This is a genomic window from Pseudomonas sp. HP_08, from assembly GCF_055284095.1.
Map to the genome: position 1 here is coordinate 529,758 of NZ_JBTOQC010000001.1, position 19,258 is coordinate 549,015.

Genomic DNA, 19,258 nt, shown 5'->3' on the forward strand with positions numbered 1-19,258 from the left:
GCCGCCAACGCGGCGGCTAGCTCCACAGTTGAATGGCCACTTCGCTGACCTGGGTAAGGTCCGGCAAGCGGATCAGCACGCCTGCGCGCAGGGGCTGTACCTCATCGGCAAGGCCCGGATTGGCGTCCAGCACCGTCTCGACCGTGCCATTGAGGTGGCCGTAATAGCCATGGCACAGGGTGTCGAGCAGATCGCCGTCAGAGGTACGCAAGATCGTCGCCATAGCGGCTCAGCTCCAGAGTGAATTTCTGTTTGCGCGGCGCGCCGCCATGCAGCAGCGCGCTCTGCTCCTCTTGAACGCTCAACAGGCACCAACTGCCCAGAATCGCGCCATAGCCGGTGACCAGGTTCAACGGCTGCAGGCGACCGGCCAGGCTGCGCAGGTTTTCAAGCTGCTTGATGCCGGCACGAAAGCCCGGAAACACATCGCCGCTGAGGGTCATGCGATCATCGCCAAAACCCACCGCTTGCTGCGCCGGTCGCCGCGACAGACGCGCCTGCGCCGCCCAGTTGAAAGAAGATCTGCGCGACAGCGAATTGAACGCGGCGGTGTCGAGGTTGAAGTAGTACGGCTCAAGGTTGGGGTCATGCGGCTGCATGATCAGCAAGTGTGGAAACGGCTTGATCGCAGGCGTGGCCGGCGTCGGGTCACTGGTCACCGCCCGGCTGGGCAAGACGTTGAGCAGCGACGGGGCGGACGCCTTGCCGATCAGGTTCTTGGCCGCACTCAGCGCCCGCCCGCTCTGCTCGTTCAGCGAACTCAAGCGCTCATCAATGCCCGACAGCGCCCGCGTTGCCCGGTTATAAGTAGCCGCCACCGCGCCCACCCTGGACTGCACGGCAGTAATGCGGCCCATGACACGGCGCAACTGGCCGCCCGCCAGATCGCCGATGATCGGCAGCCCTTCAAGCTCGGCCGCGGCCCCCGACAGATCGCCGATGGCGCTGTTGACCGGCCCCATCATGCTGTCGAGGTTGCGCCGACCGGACTCGCCGGCCTGCGCCAGGGACTTCACAGCGCCCTGCAACTGCTCCATGTAGGCCATGACGCCTCCTTACAGATGCGGCGCATCGAACAACTGTCGATCGCCGGTGTAGTGGTTGAACTGTGCAAGCACCTGGAGGATGTACGGCTGCAACGACTGGATCAGCGCCTGCGGATCCTTGACGTCGCCCTGCACGGTGATCGGCATGCTGATCTGCTGGTTGACCGGCGCCGGCGCGGCCTGGGCAGTTGTCGCTTGCGTGGCGCCTGCCGGCACCGCACCCGCACCGCCCGGAACCGCACCCGCGACAGGTGCCTGAAACGACGCATTCAGTTGCCGGGCCTGCTCCAGTGCCGCGCTTTGCCGGGTCAGCGAAACATCACGCGACAACGCTTCGATGCTGCTCATCGGCCGCTCGACCGCTTGTGTGCTCAAGGGCAAAACCGTGCCTTGCGCCAGGCTGACGGGCACCAGCGGACGAGGACCTGGCGGCTCTTTGTCGTCGCTGACCAACCAGCGCCCCAATGTGCCGCCCAGCCATTCGCCACCGTCGGCGCCGATAATGCCGCCGATCACGCCACCCAGTGCGGTGCCGATAATCGGTACCACCGAGCCGATGGCAGCGCCTGCGGCGGCACCCGCCAGTCCGCCGGCCAGACCACCGCCAACGCTGCCGATGCCCTCGGCTTTTTCCTCTGTGGTTTTGTCACTGGTCAGCACCTGCGCCACTTGATTACCGGCTTCAAGCACCCTGGCCAGCGGCACCGCCTTCTTGATGACGCCGACGGCCTTGCCTGCCATGTCTGTCACACGACTCAAGCGCCCTGCCCGGGCATTCTCGGGTTCGGGTGGCGTAGGTGCTGGCGGTGCAGCTGGCGTTCGCGCAGCGGAGGACGCCCGATTCGCGCCCGCACGCCGTCGATTGCGCGCCCCACGCCGCCGGCCACGCCCGCGCTGATTGTCAGGATCTTGAGCGGCATCGGACGCTTGCGCAGACGACGATGAGCTTGCAGCGCCGCCGCCCTTGAGTCCGTCAAGATTGACCACGAACACCCTTTGCACGCCGCCCGCCGCTTCGCCATAGGTATGACTGGCGGCATCACCGGCGACGCTCTGATCCTGACCGGCATCCGCACTGCCGTTATCAACCGGGCTGTCATCAGAAGTCGCTGTGTCCGCCTGGCTGTTATCGGTGCGGGTGCTGCTGATCGATTCGCGCAAGGAATCGACGACCTTGAGGCTGGTGCCGACCAGATCGAACCCGCCCTCTTCGCCTTCCTTGGGCTCGCCGCGCAGTTTGCCGGCAAACCTCAGGCCGCCTTCAACGAGGTCCAAGGCCAGTGAGCCCTTGCCGCCACTGCCCGCCTGCGCCCTTTTTTCCATGACTTCGCGGGCAGCTGCGATGCCTTTTTGCCCGATGTCGATAGGGTTGAACGTGTCTTGCTCTCCGTCCTTGGGTTCGCCACGAACAGAGTCCGCGACCTTCAGGCCGCCCTCCAGCACATCCAGCGCCACCGTGCCCAGGCTCAACGGACTATCGCTGCCCTGCGCGGTGTTTTTCTCAAGCACTTCGCGGGTGACGGCAAGGCTCTTGAAGCCCACATCGAACAGATCGACGCCGCCTTTTTCGGCCGGCGCCGAAGTGTCGCGCAGGCCATGCAAGGATTTCAGGGCACCCTCGAGCATCTCCACAACCACCAGAGAACCGCTGCTCTGGGCGCTACCGTCATCAGGGTTCGGTAGTGCGACCGGGGCCGCGACCGGTTTAACGCTGATATCCGTGGTATCAACGGCCGGTGTCCCGACCTCGTGCTCAGCGACGGGTTGCACGACCGTGCTTGCACTGACCGGAGCCACAGCCTGGTCCGGCGCGGCACCGGCGGCTTTGCCCTCTTCGCGGTCCGTATGGCGGCTGGCGAGCCTTTCGGCCAGGAACACCGTACTCGCGGTTGCAAGCAGTTTGCCGCCCGCCTCCCGCCAACCGGTGCCCTGTGTTGGCGTGCGCGCCGGGCGCGGGGCTGAACTGTTTTGCAGCCCTGCACCATTGCCTGAAAACCCCAGCCCCGAGAAGCGCGAGACGAACCTGCCAGCAGGGCTGACCGTCTGCGGGCTCGGCATGTCCGCAGGGCGCTGGGCCGGTTGGCGGGTCTTCGCGGTGTCGTTGCCCTTGCTACGCCGGGCAGCTTTTCCGTTGTTTTTGTCAGGCGGGCCGCTGGCATCAGGCGCAGGCTGCTCCTTGTTTTTGCCGCCCAACGTCCCTTTGGCAAAATTGACCAGCCCTTGCCCGAGCCGGTAAGCCGCAATGCCCTTGAACACGGCCAGTGCCGCCACCGCCACGCCGGCCAGACCCTGCACGACCCTGGGCGACTGTTCCGCCAGGGCGCCGACACTGATCGCGACCTGCCGAACCGTATCGGCCACCACATCGGTGACCGGACGCAGGCTGTCACCGATGCTGCGCATGGCGTCATCGGTGGCATCGCCGGCTTCCTTCCACTTCTGCGACGAGGTTTCGCGCCGCTCGCCCAGGTTCTGGTCAAGCAGCCCGCCGGCGTTCGCACCGCCGTTCTTGTGTTGCTGGTAAAGCTGCTCGTTCTGCGCGGCACCGGCCAGTGCTACCTTGACTTGCACATCGGCAAAGGCGTTGCCGGTCAGCAACGCCTGCTCCAGCGTCTTGAGCATCTGCCGGGCTTTCTCAGGGTCGGCCTCCTGGCTGATCCTTGTGGTGCCTTCGGCCATCTGCCGGGCTTTTTCCGGGCTGCTTTTCTCGAGGTACTGGCGAGCCAGTGCAACACTCGATTCAAGCGGCGACAGGCCTTGCTGCTGCCGCGTAGCCAGTTCGGCGCGGTAATCGATGCCGACCGCCTTGTAGGCGCTGACCGTGTCTGCCGAACCGATGCCGGACACCCAGGTTTTGAGTTCTGCTCCGGCGGCGTCGGCATTGCCGGTCGACCGGGTCTGCACCTGCAACATCGCGCCGATCTGATTGACCGCCGCCAGTCCCGTGGTGCCTTGCTGGCTCATGAGCGGCAACAGCTCGGCGAGCCACTTGGCCATGTCGCCGGTTTCGAAATGCCCGGCCTGGGTCTGATAGGCAATCGACTCCAGGGCTTTCTGAATATCGACAGGCTCGGTGATCCCGGCCTGGTCACGCAGGGCGCTGATGATTTTCGCGGTGTCACCCGCGCCAGCCTCCTGCCCGACCACAAATTTTGACGCCACCGGCGTGTATTGCAGGGCCTTTTGAAGGTCCATGCCCGCCGCAACCAGTTGGTTGAGCACACCGGCCACATCGTTGCGTGCCATGCCCGTATCACGGGAAATGGTAATGACCTGGCGCCCCAGTTGGTCTTCTTCAGGTGTATTGGCCACGCCGGCCTGAATCGCAATGCCGCGAATCAGGGCCTGGTAGTCAGCGCTGGCCTTGACCGGCACCCTGGCCATGCCAATAGCGCCGGACACCTGCGAAGAACTGGCTTGCAGGGCTTTCCAGCCAGTCTGGATCTGCTGTAGACCCAAGCCTTGCTGCGCGCTTTTACGCGCGGTATTGCCCAGCAAACGGTAATGCTGCTCAAGCCTGTCGACCGCGACGCCCTGCTCACGCAAGGTGCCAAGGTTGGCGTCCAGTTGCGTGCGCACCTCACGCGCGTTCAGCGCATGGGTGGCACTGGCCTTGTTCGACTCGCTGCGCAAGCGCATCGTCTGACCGATGATGCGTTGCAGGGCCTGGGCTTCTTCACTTCTTTTTTTCAGTGTGTCGACCCGGCTTTGCACCTCGCCGAGCGCCATGTCGACCATGGCACCGGCTACATCGTCGATCACATTCGTATCTGGAAATCCGCTATTGGCCATCGTCCCTCCTTAACGCCCGTACAGCCGGGTGGCTCAATCACTGAGCCACCAGACCATATCGGCGAATGACATGCCCTGAATCTCGCCAGCCGAGAAACCCAGCTCTTTGGCCAGGCGCCTGGCCAGCGACTTCTGGAAGCCGGGCGTGTCAAATCCCGTCTTCGTCGACCAGGCGAAAATAGGCGGCACGCAAGCGGCGATAATCGCGCAGCGTCAGCCCCTCCAGATCCTTCTCGTCAGCGTCGCAAAGGGCGGCAAACATCAACGCCTCCAGGCGCACGCTGTCGTCCCCGGCCCGCTCTTCGAGCGTGCGGCTCAACTCGATGGTCGGCGAGCGCATGGTCAGCGTGTTGACGGCAACACCGCCCACGCTGAGGGGTGCGCTGAGGTCGATCACCGTGCGCGCCAGCGCCACATCGAGCCACGGCGGATTGTCTTCGCGAGTGTCTTCGGTCAGGCGCACATAAGCCGCCTGGAGGCGGCGGTAATCGCGCACCTCCAGTTGGCCCAGGTCCGCCTCGCCGGTCTGGCACAGGCTGGCGAACAGCAGCAGTTCATACCGCGACTCGCTGTCGCTGGCCTGCGCCAGGGCGGCACGGTCCTGGCGAATGGTCGGCGAGGCCATGCTCAGGCTGTCGACCTGCACACCGTTGATGAGCGTGGGCACGCTCAAGGTGATCAGCGCCTGGTCAGGCGCCAGTTGCAGCCAGTCGGGACTTTTTTTCTCGGTCATGTGGCTTTCCTCAAATGCCCAGGATGGTGCGCATCCGCGACAGCTGGTCGACACCGTCGATCACCCGCACGCCGTTGACCGGATCAATCTCGTAGATCAGGCGGTCGTCGATTTCGAGCTTGTAGTAGCTCACGCTCAGGGCGAACTTGATTTCGGCCTTTTCGCCCGGTTTCCAGTCGCCGTTGTCGACCTCACGGGCCATGCCGCGCAGGGTCGCAACCACGCCTTTCCAGCCGCCCTTCTGGTCCTTGAACGCGCCACGGAACGAGCCGTTGAACGCGGTCTGATCGGCCAGGCCGACGAACTTCAGTGCCTCGCGGCGCATGCCGTTGGTGCTGAAGGACGACTCCAGCTTTTGCAGGCCCATGTCGACGTCGATCTCGGCGTCCATGCCGCCTGCACGGTAGGCCTCGGCCTTGACCGAGATTTTCGGCAGGGTCAGTTGCGGTACATCGCCGGCCATCGACACGCCGTCGATGATCAGGTTGGTGTTGAACAGAATTTCTGGGGTCATGAGAGTCGCTCCTTAAGCGGCGTCGAGCACTTCGGTGAGGTAGTCGTCGGTGATCTCGACGAGGAAATTGGGGTTTTCAGCCGGCGGCACGTCGGTGAAGCGAATGCGCCAGTACACCTTGCCCTGCGCCAGTTCACTGGCCGTGGTCATCTCGGTGTCGGCATACACTTCAAAGTTGATCAAGGCGCCCTGGCTCTTGAGGTCACGCATGAAGTTCTGCAGACCCTCGGTCACGTCCTTGACGTAGGTCTTGGTGATGCCGCGGTCCACCGCCCATTTGTGGCCGTAGAGAATCGCGTCCATGACCATGTCCAGGGTCCGAACGCGGGTGACGAACTGCCATTTCGCATCGCTGGACAGGGTGCGGTTGCCCCACAGGCGATAACCGTCGTCACGAATGATCGTGGCGATGTTGGCGTTGTTGAGCAGGTTGGCGCGGCAGGTTTCATCGCCGTCCAGGAACTCGATCGGCCGGGTAGTGCCGGTGATGCCGGTGATTTCCTTGTTCGACGGCGAAGCCCAGAAGCCGTAAGCGGCGTCGGTCTGCGCGAACATGCCGGCGGCCCAGGCCGAAGACGCGGCGTCGCGGGTCGCGTTCTGCGTGGTGTCCCAATAGCGCACGCCCGGGTCGACCATGTAGGCGCGGCGGTCGCCGAAGCTGGCGGCGTAGGCCAGGGCTTCTTCGTCGGTGGTGTTGGGGCCGTCGATGATGGCAATCGCACGCAGACGCTTGGCCAGGCTCAGCATCGCGGTGGCCACCGCCTGGGTAGCGGAATGCTTGGGTGCAATCAGCAAGCGCGGCTGGGCGTTGAAGCGGCTTTTACCGTCCAGCAAAGCCTGCAAGCCGGTGCGCTGGCCATCGGGCTGGGTGCCGCCGATGATGGCCGAGATTTGTGCCTCGTCGGTGTCGGCCACGGCCACACCGACGGCCACCACCACAGCACCGGCCTGACTGAAGATCGCCGCCAGCGCCCTGGTGATCGGCGCATCGGCACCGAACGCCGCAGCCGCTTCGCGGTTGCTGGTGATCAGGACCGGCACATTGGGTTGTGCCCCGAGCTGCGCAGCCGGGGTGTAGAGGTCGACCAGGCCGATGATCGAAGAGGACGGCAGCGACAGGGTGCGGGCACCGTTATCGACTTCCGTGACGGTAACGCCGTGAAAAAAGCTCATAGAGGTAACTCCATAAATGAAAAAACCCGCACTAGGCGGGGTCGGGTGGGTGAAACAGGTGTGTGGGGCCGTTATCCGGCCGCAGGGTCAGTACGAAGCGTCAAAACCCTGTGCAGCCAGCCAGGCTGCCGCCCCGACAGTGTCGGGAACCAGTGGCCAGGCATCGGCTGCAAGCCCGGGCGCGTCGGTGTCGACGCGGTTGAGCAGGATCGAATAGCGCTTCCAGTCATCAAGCGCCTGTTGCTCGGCCTCGGTGGCCATGTCGAGCTCGACCGCGCGTTGCAACGTGCCGATCTGCTGCGACGCATAGCCGGCCAGCCAGGCCTTGCGCAGTGCGTTATGCGCCTTGAACGCTTCAGGCTCCGGCGCCCAGCCGTCGGCTTGCCAGGTATCGATGGGCGTGACAGGCACCAGAAAGGTGAAGCCGTCAGCCAGCGGCCCCAGGTCCGTGACCTCGACCGGCTGCGCCGTCGCCTTGCTGTAGGCCGTTTGGCCGCGCAGGTCTTGCACCTGATTCCAGGTGCTGCCGTCAGCGCTTAGCACCGGCGCAAAACCCTCGGTCCGCTCGGGCGGCTCGATGATTGCGGCGCTCGCCGGAACGAGCCAGACGCCGGGCTCCAGCGGACTGGGGTCGGCATGGATCAGCGTGAAGAACTCACGGGTAAGTGGATCGTAAGTGCACACCGCCGGCGCAGGTTCAGCACCGGGCAGCGTCCACCAGTCGCCCTGCGCGTCGATGACGCTTGGGGTGTCGGGGGTTTGGGTGTCAGACATGAGGGTTCCTTACAGGTAGCGGATGCAGGCGAGGAGCGCGATGTTGCGGGGGCGGGCTTCTGGTCCGCCAGACGGGCTGACGGATATGGTGTGTGTATGAGCGCCAGCCGAGGTTGTCGGGAGATTCAGGGGGTCCTTATAAAAATCCTCATCGCCATAGACCTGATTACCCTCGCCAGAAGCACGGTCTCCCTTAACATTCACGGTGTGCGTATGCGCACCGGAGCTCGAAGAAGATGCAACGTGGTTGTGCTCAGCGTTTTGCGAACCCTGTGCGCTACCGATTACCCGTCCTGTATCAATATTGCGTCCGTCATCCAGACCTCGAATGAATTCGGCACGCAGATCAGGCAGGTTGAACGTCGTAGATCCATTGCCAGTGCCGTAGGTTGTACCAATGGCAGCAAAGAGCACGGAGTAGGTAGTTCGCGACACCGCGGCACCGTTTGCCTTCAGATATCCGCTCGGGGCAGAAGCCATTGCGAACATTGAAACCATTCCAGCTTCTGACGGCCCGCCGGTGACTTTCGACCAGGGCACAGAGCCTGTCAGCAACTCACCAGACGCCCCCCAGGCCAGAATCGTCGTACCGTTGAGCGTGATGTATGGCGTGCCCGATGATCCGACGCGAATGGAACCGCCAACCTCCGAGTTGTTGGGGTCGCCGTTCAAACGCACCCAGTCACTGCCCCCCGTGATGTGCTCCAGACGTGCCGGCGGCAGCATCCCGCTATTGATCATCGATGCATCGAGCTTCGATGTGCGCTTGATGACTTCAATCCACTCCAGCCATGCCGTGCCGGTATAGAAACGCTCCCAGGTTGTACCGGCGCCAGCAGCATTCGCGTTGGGGCTGAAGGTCTGTTTCACGCCCGTAGTGCTGTAACGCTCAATGAAGAGTGTCCCATAAGCACTGATGCCAGCCGGGAACGTACCCGTCGTTGGTGAAGTGCCACCGATTGTCCGCCACAGGCCTGTAGGTTGGGTGTAATCATCGACATTGGTCACCGTGACCGTATTGCCGATAACGCCAAGGCCATTGGCGGCGAGGCCCTGCTGCAGCGCAGCCATAGTAGCGAGTTGTGTACTACTGGTTCCAACGGCGGCGGTGGGTGCGGTGGGCACACCGGTGAACGTCGGTGAGTCGCTCAAGGCCAGACTGGCCCAGTCTGTGAAACCTGAGTAATCGTTGCTGTCATCGGTTCGGAACCACAGCGTGCCGTGAACCAACACAGCAAACTGCGTACGCTGACCAGCCGCTTCGACTTGCCAGCCAATAGCGTCATAACCGGTTCCAGGAACCGCTCCGGTGGCCGTTGCCGAGAAGCCAAAAAAGCAGGCGCCGCGCAGTGCATCCAAATCAGTCACGTTCGGCGCTTTGTTACCCAGCCCGACGCTCGACAATACCGTCTGTACAAAGGCAGTTGTGGCCAGTTGTGTCGTGCTGGTGCCTAGCGCTGCTGTCGGCGCAGTCGGCATTCCGCTCAATGCCGGTGAGGCCAATGGCGCCTTGCCGGCCAACTGGCTCAGGATGGTTGTCGAAAAGTTCGCATCGTTACCCAGAGCGGCGGCCAGCTCACTGAGCTGGTTCAGTGTCGACGGTGCCGATCCGACCAGAGCCGCTATTGCCGACTGTACAAATGCAGTATTGGCTAGCTGCGTATTACTGGTGCCCGTAGCCGCCGTAGGCGCGGTGGGCGTTCCGGTCAATGCCGGAGAATTGAGATTCGCCGAGCATTGCCAATCAGACCATCCCGTGGAGGTGGTACACACTCGGGTCCAGACCGTGCCAGCACCAGTGACGTTACCTACAGGGGTAAAGGTTTGCTTGAGTGCCCCAGCGTTATAGCGCTCCACAAGAATGTGCGCAAAGGTCGATACGCCGACGGGAAAGGTGCCGGTTGTAGCCGTCGAATTACTCTTGTAAAAGCCCGATTCGGTTGTCGTGGCGTCAAGGCTAGCCAACACCGTAACTTCACCCGTAGCCCCCAGGCCGATCGAGGCAAGCGTTGCTCGTACGTGCGCAGTCGTAGCCAGTTGCGAGGTATTGGTTCCCACCTCAGCGGTCGGAGCTGTTGGCGTTCCAGTCAGTGCAGGTGAGTCGAGCTTGCCGACTTCACGCCAGCTACTCCAGACGCTGCTGGAACTACCACGCCAGAACAATCGTGCATTAGCGGTCGAACTGAAAACACCGACGATCTGCACAGCAGCCGTGTTGCTGTATGGCAGGTGCAGAACCGCACTGCTTGAGGGAAACGGCAGATTTGCTGCATCGTTGTTAGTCCTGTACAAACCGCCCTTTGCAAGGGTGTCCAGATCACTGACCAATGGGGCGATCTGAGCCCCGACACCGAATGCAGCCATTCCCTGTGATAGCGCCGCCATGGTTGCAAGTTGCGAGCTATCGGTTCCAACCGCAGCCGTTGGCGCGGTCGGCGTGCCGGTAAGTGCAGGCGACTCGACACTGGCCGACTGCAACCAGGACGACGCTACTCCGTTGTGGATCGAGCGTGTCCAGACTTGCCCGGTGTTGTATTCGTGATACTGCTGGTTGATGAAGGTGCTACTGCCACGCTTGACCGTCAGCGTCCCGGCGGTGGCTTTCGGGTAGTTCAATAGCAGCGTGGCATTGGCCACCAACGGCTGTGCATACACCCCATAGGTCAGCACCGTATTCAGATCGGTCCCGGCCGCCAGTGTGTTGCTGTTGGTCGCGCCCGGCGCGATCCCCAGCGATGCCAGCAAGGCTTGCACAAATGCGGTGGTCGCAATCGAGGTGTCGTTATCGGTGATCGCCGGCGTCGGTGCTTTTGGGTCGCCCGTGAATACCGGAGAGTTGATGTTGGCCGAGCACTGCCAATCAAGCCACGCCGACGTCAAGGTGTTATAGACGCGGGTCCAGACCGTACCGGCGCCTGTTACGTTACCGACCGGGCAGTAGGTTTGCTTGAGTGTCGTCGCATCGTTGCGCTCGACGAGCATATGGCCATAACTGGAAACGCCCGAGGGAAATGTCCCGGTGGTGCCTGATAGCGTCGTTCTGTAAGAACCCGAAGGCGTCGTGGTGACATCCAGATTGCCCAACACCGGAGCCGGGCCAGTGATACCCAGGCCTACGGCTGCCAGGGCGGACTGCACGAACGCCGTCGTCGCAATCGAAGTGTCGTTATCGCCTTGGGCGGGAGTCGGGGCTTTTGGGTCACCGCTGAACACGGGAGACTCGAGACTGGCCGACTGCAGCCACGACGACGCTACGCCATTGTGGATCGAGCGTGTCCAGACTTGCCCGGTGTTGTATTCCTGATACTGCTGGTTGACGAAGGTGCCACTGCCGCGCTTGACCGTCAGCGTACCGGCAGTAGCTTTCGGGTAATTCAATGCCAACGTGGCATTAGCCACCAACGGCTGTGCATACACGCCATAGGTCAGCACCGTATTCAGATCGGTTCCGGTTGCCAACGTATTGCTGTTGACCGAGCCCGGCCCGATCCCAAGTGATGCCAGTACGGCCTGCACAAATGCGGTTGTCGCAATCGAGGTGTCATTATCGTCAACCTCTGGCGTAGGGGCCTTGGGATTACCTGTCAGGGCTGGCGAGAGCAAAGGTGCTTTTGCCGCCAGCATGTTTATGACCGAGGTCGAAAAGTTGGCATCGTTACCCAGCGCCGCCGCCAGCTCGTTCAACTGATTCAGCGCCTCTGGCGCCGAGCCTACCAGCGCGGATAAAGCCGCCTGGACAAAGGCAGTGGTAGCCAGTTGTGTGCTGTTGTTGCCCGCTACCGCCGTAGGTGCTCGGGGTATCCCGGTCAATGTCGGCGAGTCTGCCAGGGCAAGACTGAACCATTCCGAAAATCCGGAATAATCCATGCTGTCATCAGTACGCATCCAGACCGTTCCCACTGCCAGCACAGCGAACTGTGTCCGCTGGCCAAAGGCTTCGACCTGCCACCCAATCGCGTCGTAACTTACGCCTGGCGCCGCGCCGACAGCGGTGTTGTTGAACCCGAAAAAACAGGTGCCGCGCAGCGCATCCAGGTCACTCACAGTCGCAGCCTTACTGCTCAGACCGAACGATGCCATGCCCTGTAGCAGCGCAGCCATCGTCGCAATCTGCGTGCTGTTGGTCCCGACAGCCGCCGTCGGCGCCGTCGGTGTTCCCGTCAGCGCCGGCGATGCCAGCGGTGCCTTGGGCGCCAGCAAGGCGTCAACCTGAATCGCGGTGTACCACTGCTGAAAGGCCAGCGCCGTGGCGCCCACCGTGATGGGTGCATTGGTGCTCAGAAACCAGAACGTGTCTGCGTTCGTGGTCCCGGCCTCGACGCCGACTTCCAGCATCGGGGTCACATCCACGTTGCTGTCGGCATCAGCGGTGCGCGGCCAGGAGCCGGTGGCGGCGGTATAAAGACCGTTCTGGCTGGCGGTGGACTGGTTCTTGACCAGCACCCGGTCGCCGGCCACCACGGTCACGCCGTCGATGGCTTGCAGACCGCTGAGGGTGATGTTGGCCGTGGTCGCGACCCGCACCGATTTCTTGTGGTCGAGCTTGTTGATCTCGGCGGCCACGGTCTGGTCGACATAGGCCCGTGAGGCCATGACCACGGTGGGGTCGATTTTCAGCTCGACGGTGGCCGAGTTGCTCACGATCAGGTTGATCCGGACCGTCTGGGTCCGTCCCGAACCCTGAGCCAGCAGCGGCTTGAACGAGGGTGGGCAGTTGGCGATTGCCACCAGCGCGCCGTCGCTGTCGTACAGCCCCAGCTCACGAATCCAGAAGCCACCGATCTCGGCCGGCAGAATCTGCTCGGCGACGATCACGGCCGCGTTGCCGGGGTCCACCGACAGCGCGTTAAGCGGCGCACGGCGTTTTTCGTTGATCAGGCGGGTTTGTGTCGGGCTGGGCAACGGTTCGGTGCCGTTGGCATCGCCGATGCCCATATGAGTGATTTTCCACGCCACGCCGAGTGCATCGGCATTGGCCTGCTTGGCCGCCCCCACGTTTGTGAGGATGGCGTAATACTGCGAGGTCTGGTCGGCCATCAGTACACGTCCAAATAGTCGATTGAAGTTTCCCGGCCGTTACGGCCGATGCTGCCGGTGACCTCGATGTCACGAGGTTCCGGGGGATAGATTTCGAGGATTTCGCCGTCCAGGGTGCGGCCCCCGAAGTGCAGGGTTCCGGTGGTCTGCAGGCTGATATCCAGGCCGGTCATGTGCCTGGAAACCGGCCGGGCATCGTCGATCAGCCAGGTCAGTTCGCCATACATGCGCTCGGTGATGCCGGTGTCTTGGACGCCGATCTGCAGGGCGAATGTGCCCGGTTTGCCCATGGGGTCGAGCTGGAACCATTCGACGACCCTGAGCAGATAGCCGAAGGGTTCCACCACCGTGCGAATCGCGGCGATGGTGCCCTTGCGGCGGTGCACGAAGTAGGCATTGCGGCACGCGGCGCGCTTGGTCACCTCGGGCCATTCATCGTCCCAGCGGTCCACCGACCAGGCCCAGGCCAGCATCGGCAGCATCTGCACCGGGCAGGTGTCGGGGTTGTAGAGGGTGCGCAGCGGGTTATCGATGTCATGCCGAAACCCGGCGGCCACCGCCCGTTCAAGGGGTGTGCTGTTGAGGGGGAGCAAGTCGGCCATGGCTACACCACGCCCTTGCCGATCGTCACCCGGGTGCAGTACGCCGCCTGGGCAGCGGTTGGCTTGATGTCGGTCCAGCCGGTCAGCTCGACCCAGGCCACACCGTCGATGTGCAGCAAGGCATCGATGCCAGAGCGCGCCACGGTAATGCCCAGTCGGCGCCGGGGGTTGATCGAGGCCAGCAGGTTCTGCCGGGCGGTGGCCAGGATGGCTTCGTTCTCAGGCCCGCTGCCCTGCATGTAAACCGTGGCGTTGATCTGATAGGGAATCACCTGCGCGCCCTGCACGGTCACCCGGTCGCCCAAGGGCCGCACGCGGTCGTCATTCAGCGCGGCGGCGACCGTGTCGAGCAGCGCCTGGTCGACAGAGCCGTCACCGTTCAGGTGCTGCACCGTGACCACCACGCTGGCCGGTGACGGACTCTCAGCCGAGGCATCACCTACAAGAGCCGACGCATTGCGGGCGTGCAGAATGTAGCTATTGCGCGGCCCGGCGGTGGTCAGCCCTTCGAAGATCAGCTGGATACGCTCGCGGTAGGCGTCATCCTCTTCAAGGATCAGTTCCAGCCGTGGTACGACGCTGTTGTCTGCCGGCTGCACCACCAGACGTTTTACGTCGTAGTTGGCGCCGATCTGGTCCAGGTCGTTACCCGAGGCATAGGCCAGCATCAAGGCCTTGGCGGCGTCGTTGATCCGCGCCCGGTTCATCAACGTCTGGTAAGCGCCTTCTTCCAGGAGCTTGACCACCGGATCAGACTCCAGGGCCGCGTCCCAGTTATCGCCCATGGCGGTGCGAAAGTTGCCCAGCGCCTCTTGGTACAAGGCTTCGAAATCCAGGTCCTCAAGGACCTCTGGCGCCGGTAATTGGCTCAGATCGATCATGCGGTTACCTCCATGGATAGGTCATTGCCGGCATAACGGCCTGAAAGCAGCAGCGTGATACGCCCCTCGACCACGGCCAGGACCTTGACCCGGTCCAGCGCGATGCGCGGCTCCCAACGGCCCAGGGCGCGGGCGACTTCAGCCTGTACCGCGCTTTTCCAGCCCTCGTTGACCGGCAGGTCGACGAAGCGGCGGATGCGGCTGCCGTATTCGGGCCTCATCCGCCGGCTGCCCAGCGGCGTGGTCAGAATGTCCTCGATCGACTGCTTGAGATGGGACAGGCCAGAAATGGGCTGCCCGGTGCGGCGCTCCATTCCGATCATCGCCGGTCACTCCTGAAGGCGCAGGTTACGTGCGCTGTAGCGGGGCTCGCGATGAATGACCGTCGGGGCATGGATGGCCTTAGCGGCCGTGGTTTTCTTGCTCGCCATGGGTTCCTCCAGGCATGAAAAAGCCCGCACGCGGCGGGCTGGATTAGGTTGAAAAAAGACTCAGCCGATCACGCCTTGAACGGCACGAGCGACCTGCTCGGCGCTGGCATCAGCGGGCACGGTGATGTTGATCACCGTGCCCCTGGACCATTGCTGTGGCACGAACTGGCCGCCACTCAGGGCCATGACCATGCCTTCGGCCAACACGTGCGGGTCGTTGTCGCCGGCGAACAGGCGTCGCCAGAAATCACGCATGCGGTGCGCGTCGTAAGACTGGGTAATCTGGCGCTGGACAATCTGCGCCAGCATGAGGCTGCCCATGTCATCGATCGGGCCTTTGGCGTCATCCATCAGGCACCTCAGTGTTTGTGATTGGCGGTGTTGCCGGCGGTGTCGATGATGCGTGCGCCGCCGATGATGTCGGCGCTGACCGTCAGCGGGCCGGTAATGGCAACCTGTCCGGCGATAGAGACATCTCCAGTGATAGAGACCTTGCCGGTGAGGTTGATCGTGCTGTTGGTGATCGAGAGCTGCGAAGACCCGACCTTCACCAGCACCTGCCCGCTGGGCAGGGCAATGGTGTAGGTCCTGGCCTTCCAGTCGTAGACCAGCGAGCCGCCGTCATCGAATGCCCAGACCTCGACGTGATCGCGGTTATCCGGCGCCGGCCCTGCGGCGCTGTACAGCCCCGGCACGAACGTACCCAATGCAGGGTTGCCGCTGGGGCTGACCAGCATGCCCTGCTCGCCCAGGCTCGGCGCCCGAAAGTGCCGGGCCTTGCCGGCGGCCTGGCTGTGCCAGCGCACCCAGGCGCTGGTCCATTGACCGTTGCTGACCCGACACACCGGCGGCGAGGCGCCCAGATCGACCGCCACCACCGCGCATGGCATCAGCACACCGGCCAGCATGCGGTCGTGTTCGGCACTGGCAAAACTCACGGTGACACCCCTTGCGCCGCCTCGCTGGCCGGGTCGTATTGCTCGGGCGAGCCGGTGCTTGAGGCAGGCTCGATATTGAACAGAATCCGCTGCGACTCATCCGTCCACTCAGCCAGCTGGCCGATATACAGCGTGTGCCCCCAATCGACCGCCCAGACCGTATAAGTGTCCTGTGCAGGTGTTGCGGTGTCCGGCCAGGCCCACACATCGCGGGCCGCTTCGACAAACTCCAGCCCCCAGTTCTGGGCATCCAGCAGTTCGCTCAGTTGCGCGGCCAGAATGGCGGCCTGCAAGGATGCGCGCTCGCCGCTGGCATCCACCAGCAGGCGCGCCCTGAATCGCGCCTCTATCGCCGTCTTGCCGCTGCCGTTGTCGGTGGTCGAGCGCATGTTGGCCAGGGCAAACAAGGCCGCCGGCACAGGCACTGTCTGGTCGGGCAACGCGAAGGCTTCGACATGCGCCAACTGCGGCATCGCGGTACGCAGCGCCTGCTCGATCGCGTTATGTAACGTCGTCAATTCATGCATGGCTGAAAGTCATCCTTTAAGTGAATAGGCAGCACCATCAGGGTGATGGTCAGCTGGCGTTGATCTTGCGTTCGGCCCAGCGATTGGCCAGGGCCCGCACACGCTCGACGCCCAGAAACCCCAGGGCGCCGCCTGCGAATGTCGCCATGCCCTGCGGCAGACTCGCCCAGTCCAGCAGCGGCACCAGGCACAACGTCAGGCAACCGCAGAGCATGCCTTCGAAGGCCATCTGCCTGGCCGGACCGCGTCCATAAGCGACGCGCAGCACCGCCACCGCCGTCGACATCGCGGCGGCGTAGAGTTGCGGTTGATGAGTTGCGAGCCACGCCAGCAGCGCAGCCCAGAAAACAGGATCTTTTTCGGGCATAGGGGTCATCTCGATACCCCCGGCGGGGGCGCTGTGAAAATGAAAAAGCCCCGGCATCGGGCCAGGGCTTTTGGGGGTAATAAGGGGGGGCTGTATCAATCGTTGTTCATGCAGTGCCAGTCTGTGTTGTCGACTGGACAGGCTGCTATAAAAACAACTGTTTATCCGCGTGGAAAGCATTTATTCAAAAAACTTTCAGCGTGTTATCAACTGCCTGTAAAGCAAAAACCCCGACTCAATGGCCGGGGTTTGTCTGTGCCCGATTGCGTTATCAACCGGGCATGCTGCTATAAAAACAACTCTTTATCCGCGTGGAAAGCGTTTATTCAAAAAATCTTCAGCGCGTTATCAACGGCCTATAAAGCAAAAACCCCGACTCACTGTTCGGGGTTTGTCTGTGCCCTGTTGCGTTATCGCCTGGGCACGTTGCTATAAAAGCAGGTGGTTATCCGCGTGGAAAGCACTTTTATGCAGCTTCGCGAAGATTCTCCAGCGCGGCATCGATCCAGGCCACGCCAGCCTTGATCAACTCGCGGGCCTTGGCCTCACCTAATCCTGCTTCTTTACCGATGCGCAGCGCCGGGTATTTCGCACCGAAGTACAACCAGACGAAGTCGCCCATCTGCTGGTCTCGCTTGCTCAGCCTGGCCACGGCCTGGTCAATCACCAGTGCCAGATCGTCACTCAGCGTATACGCCTTGATGCCACCCTGGCTGGGTGTGTTATCGCGAATCAATGCATATAAAGGCGAGATGTAGCGTGGCAGCCCCACGCCGTCCATCCGCCACCAGCCCCACTGTTCGAGCAGCCATTCGGTATCGCCCATCGGCTTGCCGGAATAAGTACGCTTCTTCATACGGCGCTCCGCGGTGCTGGGTTGTCATTCAGGTGTTTGCGCGGCCATGCCGCAACGAGGTGACTCATGTCGATCTCTCCACTTCCCGTACGGTGCCCGGCGAAGGGGCGACCAGTTTGTCTGTGTTTATCGTTCGAACCGCCGCTTGGCGGCTCGACAACGTAGTGACTGGCCAGCGCCCTGATCGAGGCGATCAGAAAAAATCCTGGTCATCGAACTACCCTTTTAAAAGGAATGCCTTTATTTTATTTAAAAGGTATACCTTTTTGCAAGCCCAAAGGCCAGCCATTAAATTGAGTCGCTATGGAACTTAAAGACCGCCTTAAATACGCCCGAAAACAGGCACACCTTTCTCAATCGGAGCTCGCCGAGCGCGCCGGTATCAAGCAGGCTTCCGTGTCGGAAATCGAACGCGGCCTGTCACGAACCAGCGGCTATCTGGTGAAAATCGCGCAGATCTGTGGCGTCAATCCCGTCTGGCTCGCCGAAGGCAGCGGCTCGCCGGGCAATGATCCCGACATGACTCAGCCTCACGCCTCTGACGCCAGCAGCTCGGTCGATCAGGTGCGTTCGATGCTGGCCAGGATCGGCAATGGCCTGTCGCAGGAGGCGCGGGACAAGATTCTCGCCGCCGTCGACGAGACCGCGCCGGAAGAAACCAGCCCCGTGCCTGCCGACATTTCCAACCTGCGCGCGCGCAGCGACGAAATCCTGATCCCGCAATACGACATCCGCGCCGCCATGGGCCACGGCCAGGTGCCGGCCGACTACAACGAGGCCATCCGCAACCTGGTGGTGCGTGAAGACGTGCTGCAGGGCAAGGGTGTCAGCTACACCTCCACCTCGGCGCTGGCGGTGATCACCGGCTGGGGCCAGAGCATGGAGGGCACGATCAATGACAAGGACCCGGTGATCGTCGATCGCGGCGTCAACGAGTTCATTGGCGAGGGGATTTACGTCATCACCTGGCACGGCTTGCTGTACATCAAAAGGATGCAGATCCTTGATGCCGAGCACTTCTGGCTGATCTCCGACAATAGCCGTCACAAGGACCAGCAGGCCAGAATCGAGGACGTCACGATCCACGCCAAAGTCCTGCTGATCCTCAATGTGAACAAGGCCTGAAGACTGCCCGGTCATCGGCAGGCGGCGCACACGATGTCGCACCACTCTAGAACGGCGCAGCATCGGGCGCTGCTTGCAGGTCGGTGTCTTCGACGACGCGGTCAGCATCGGTCGGCGCATTCCAGGCCACAAGCACCGTGCCGTCGTCGTTAAAGGTCATTTCCAGGCCATCGGTTTCGGCCAGCAGCTCCATGACCCCTTCCCACGCTTGATCGGAGTCGGTGTCCAGCCTGTGGATCACCGCTGACCGCCTGAGCTGTGCCTGGGGAGAATTGATCATTTCCGAGACCCTGAGCATCAACCGCTCTATCCCGGTCATTTCCTGACGATCTGACGACTGCTTCTGTGCTCTGTCCATGGATTCCCCGATTCGATACTGTATGAATAACCAGTTACGTGCAGAGTATCCAGAAATTTCAGCGCAGTGCCAGCACTCGAATAAATAAAGGTAAGCCTTTAATC

The 19,258-nt window shown here is 62.4% G+C and carries 18 protein-coding genes and 1 pseudogene; 1 reads left to right on the forward strand and 18 read right to left on the reverse strand.

All coding sequences use genetic code 11. The annotated features are described in order from the left end of the window. Positions 1–16 precede the first annotated feature (16 nt). The 17 genes and pseudogenes from ACYAS9_RS02555 to ACYAS9_RS02635 all read right to left on the reverse strand — a co-directional run bounded on the left by ACYAS9_RS02555 (position 17) and on the right by ACYAS9_RS02635 (position 17,671). Positions 17–223, reverse strand: coding sequence for a tail protein X (locus ACYAS9_RS02555; protein ID WP_463566731.1), 207 nt, complete (start codon positions 221–223; stop codon positions 17–19). Next, on the reverse strand, positions 198–1,046 hold the full coding sequence (locus tag ACYAS9_RS02560; protein WP_463566732.1) for a phage tail protein: 849 nt from the start codon (positions 1,044–1,046) through the stop codon (positions 198–200). The genes ACYAS9_RS02555 and ACYAS9_RS02560 overlap by 26 nt, the downstream gene beginning before the upstream one ends. Before the next feature lie 9 nt (positions 1,047–1,055). After that, positions 1,056–4,838, reverse strand: a complete 3,783-nt coding sequence (locus tag ACYAS9_RS02565) for a phage tail tape measure protein (protein ID WP_463566733.1) — start codon at positions 4,836–4,838, stop codon at positions 1,056–1,058. 148 nt (positions 4,839–4,986) lie between these two features. Next, positions 4,987–5,571 (reverse strand): phage tail assembly protein, encoded by a 585-nt coding sequence (locus ACYAS9_RS02570; protein ID WP_463566734.1) that lies wholly within the window; start codon positions 5,569–5,571, stop codon positions 4,987–4,989. A 10-nt stretch (positions 5,572–5,581) separates the two neighbouring features. Then, positions 5,582–6,085 carry a phage major tail tube protein gene (locus ACYAS9_RS02575; RefSeq protein WP_459749807.1) on the reverse strand — a complete coding sequence of 168 codons (504 nt, stop codon included), beginning with the start codon at positions 6,083–6,085 and terminating at the stop codon, positions 5,582–5,584. A 12-nt stretch (positions 6,086–6,097) separates the two neighbouring features. Further along, on the reverse strand, positions 6,098–7,258 hold the full coding sequence (locus ACYAS9_RS02580) for a phage tail sheath subtilisin-like domain-containing protein (protein ID WP_463566735.1): 1,161 nt from the start codon (positions 7,256–7,258) through the stop codon (positions 6,098–6,100). Between the two features lie 87 nt (positions 7,259–7,345). Then, positions 7,346–8,032 carry a tail fiber assembly protein gene (locus tag ACYAS9_RS02585; protein ID WP_463566736.1) on the reverse strand — a complete coding sequence of 229 codons (687 nt, stop codon included), beginning with the start codon at positions 8,030–8,032 and terminating at the stop codon, positions 7,346–7,348. Positions 8,033–8,041: 9 nt separating this feature from the next. Beyond that, positions 8,042–12,112, reverse strand: coding sequence for a tail fiber protein (locus tag ACYAS9_RS02590; protein ID WP_463566840.1), 4,071 nt, complete (start codon positions 12,110–12,112; stop codon positions 8,042–8,044). Beyond that, positions 12,086–13,069, reverse strand: a pseudogene (locus ACYAS9_RS02595) (phage tail protein); the annotation flags it as partial. The pseudogene ACYAS9_RS02595 and the gene ACYAS9_RS02590, both read right to left, overlap by 27 nt. Further along, positions 13,069–13,671, reverse strand: a complete 603-nt coding sequence (locus tag ACYAS9_RS02600; protein WP_463566737.1) for a phage tail protein I — start codon at positions 13,669–13,671, stop codon at positions 13,069–13,071. The gene ACYAS9_RS02600 and the pseudogene ACYAS9_RS02595, both read right to left, overlap by 1 nt. Positions 13,672–13,673: 2 nt before the next feature. Continuing rightward, a complete protein-coding gene (locus tag ACYAS9_RS02605; protein WP_463566738.1) occupies positions 13,674–14,552 on the reverse strand; it encodes a baseplate assembly protein in 879 nt (292 codons plus the stop codon). After that, the gene (locus ACYAS9_RS02610) at positions 14,549–14,875 is read right to left on the reverse strand and encodes a GPW/gp25 family protein (RefSeq protein WP_463566739.1); all 327 of its coding nucleotides are present in this window, start codon (positions 14,873–14,875) and stop codon (positions 14,549–14,551) included. Before ACYAS9_RS02610 ends, ACYAS9_RS02605 begins: the two co-directional genes overlap by 4 nt. 168 nt (positions 14,876–15,043) lie before the next feature. Next, positions 15,044–15,334: a hypothetical protein gene (locus tag ACYAS9_RS02615; RefSeq protein WP_463566740.1), complete on the reverse strand. Its 291-nt coding sequence runs from the start codon at positions 15,332–15,334 to the stop codon at positions 15,044–15,046. An 8-nt stretch (positions 15,335–15,342) separates the two neighbouring features. Continuing rightward, a complete protein-coding gene (locus ACYAS9_RS02620; RefSeq protein WP_463566741.1) occupies positions 15,343–15,921 on the reverse strand; it encodes a phage baseplate assembly protein V in 579 nt (192 codons plus the stop codon). Further along, positions 15,918–16,448 (reverse strand): hypothetical protein, encoded by a 531-nt coding sequence (locus tag ACYAS9_RS02625; RefSeq protein WP_463566742.1) that lies wholly within the window; start codon positions 16,446–16,448, stop codon positions 15,918–15,920. The genes ACYAS9_RS02620 and ACYAS9_RS02625 overlap by 4 nt, the downstream gene beginning before the upstream one ends. A gap of 49 nt (positions 16,449–16,497) precedes the next feature. Next, complete coding sequence (locus ACYAS9_RS02630) at positions 16,498–16,824, reverse strand: phage holin, lambda family (RefSeq protein WP_459749816.1); 327 nt, start codon at positions 16,822–16,824, stop codon at positions 16,498–16,500. Between the two features lie 457 nt (positions 16,825–17,281). Next, positions 17,282–17,671, reverse strand: coding sequence for an antiterminator Q family protein (locus ACYAS9_RS02635; protein WP_459749817.1), 390 nt, complete (start codon positions 17,669–17,671; stop codon positions 17,282–17,284). A gap of 303 nt (positions 17,672–17,974) precedes the next feature. Here ACYAS9_RS02635 and ACYAS9_RS02640 point away from each other — a divergent pair, with 303 nt between their 5' ends. Next, positions 17,975–18,796: an XRE family transcriptional regulator gene (locus ACYAS9_RS02640; RefSeq protein WP_463566743.1), complete on the forward strand. Its 822-nt coding sequence runs from the start codon at positions 17,975–17,977 to the stop codon at positions 18,794–18,796. 46 nt (positions 18,797–18,842) lie between these two features. On the opposite strand, the gene ACYAS9_RS02645 is transcribed toward ACYAS9_RS02640, so the two are convergent. Beyond that, on the reverse strand, positions 18,843–19,154 hold the full coding sequence (locus ACYAS9_RS02645) for a DUF1654 domain-containing protein (protein WP_463566744.1): 312 nt from the start codon (positions 19,152–19,154) through the stop codon (positions 18,843–18,845). Positions 19,155–19,258: the final 104 nt, after the last annotated feature.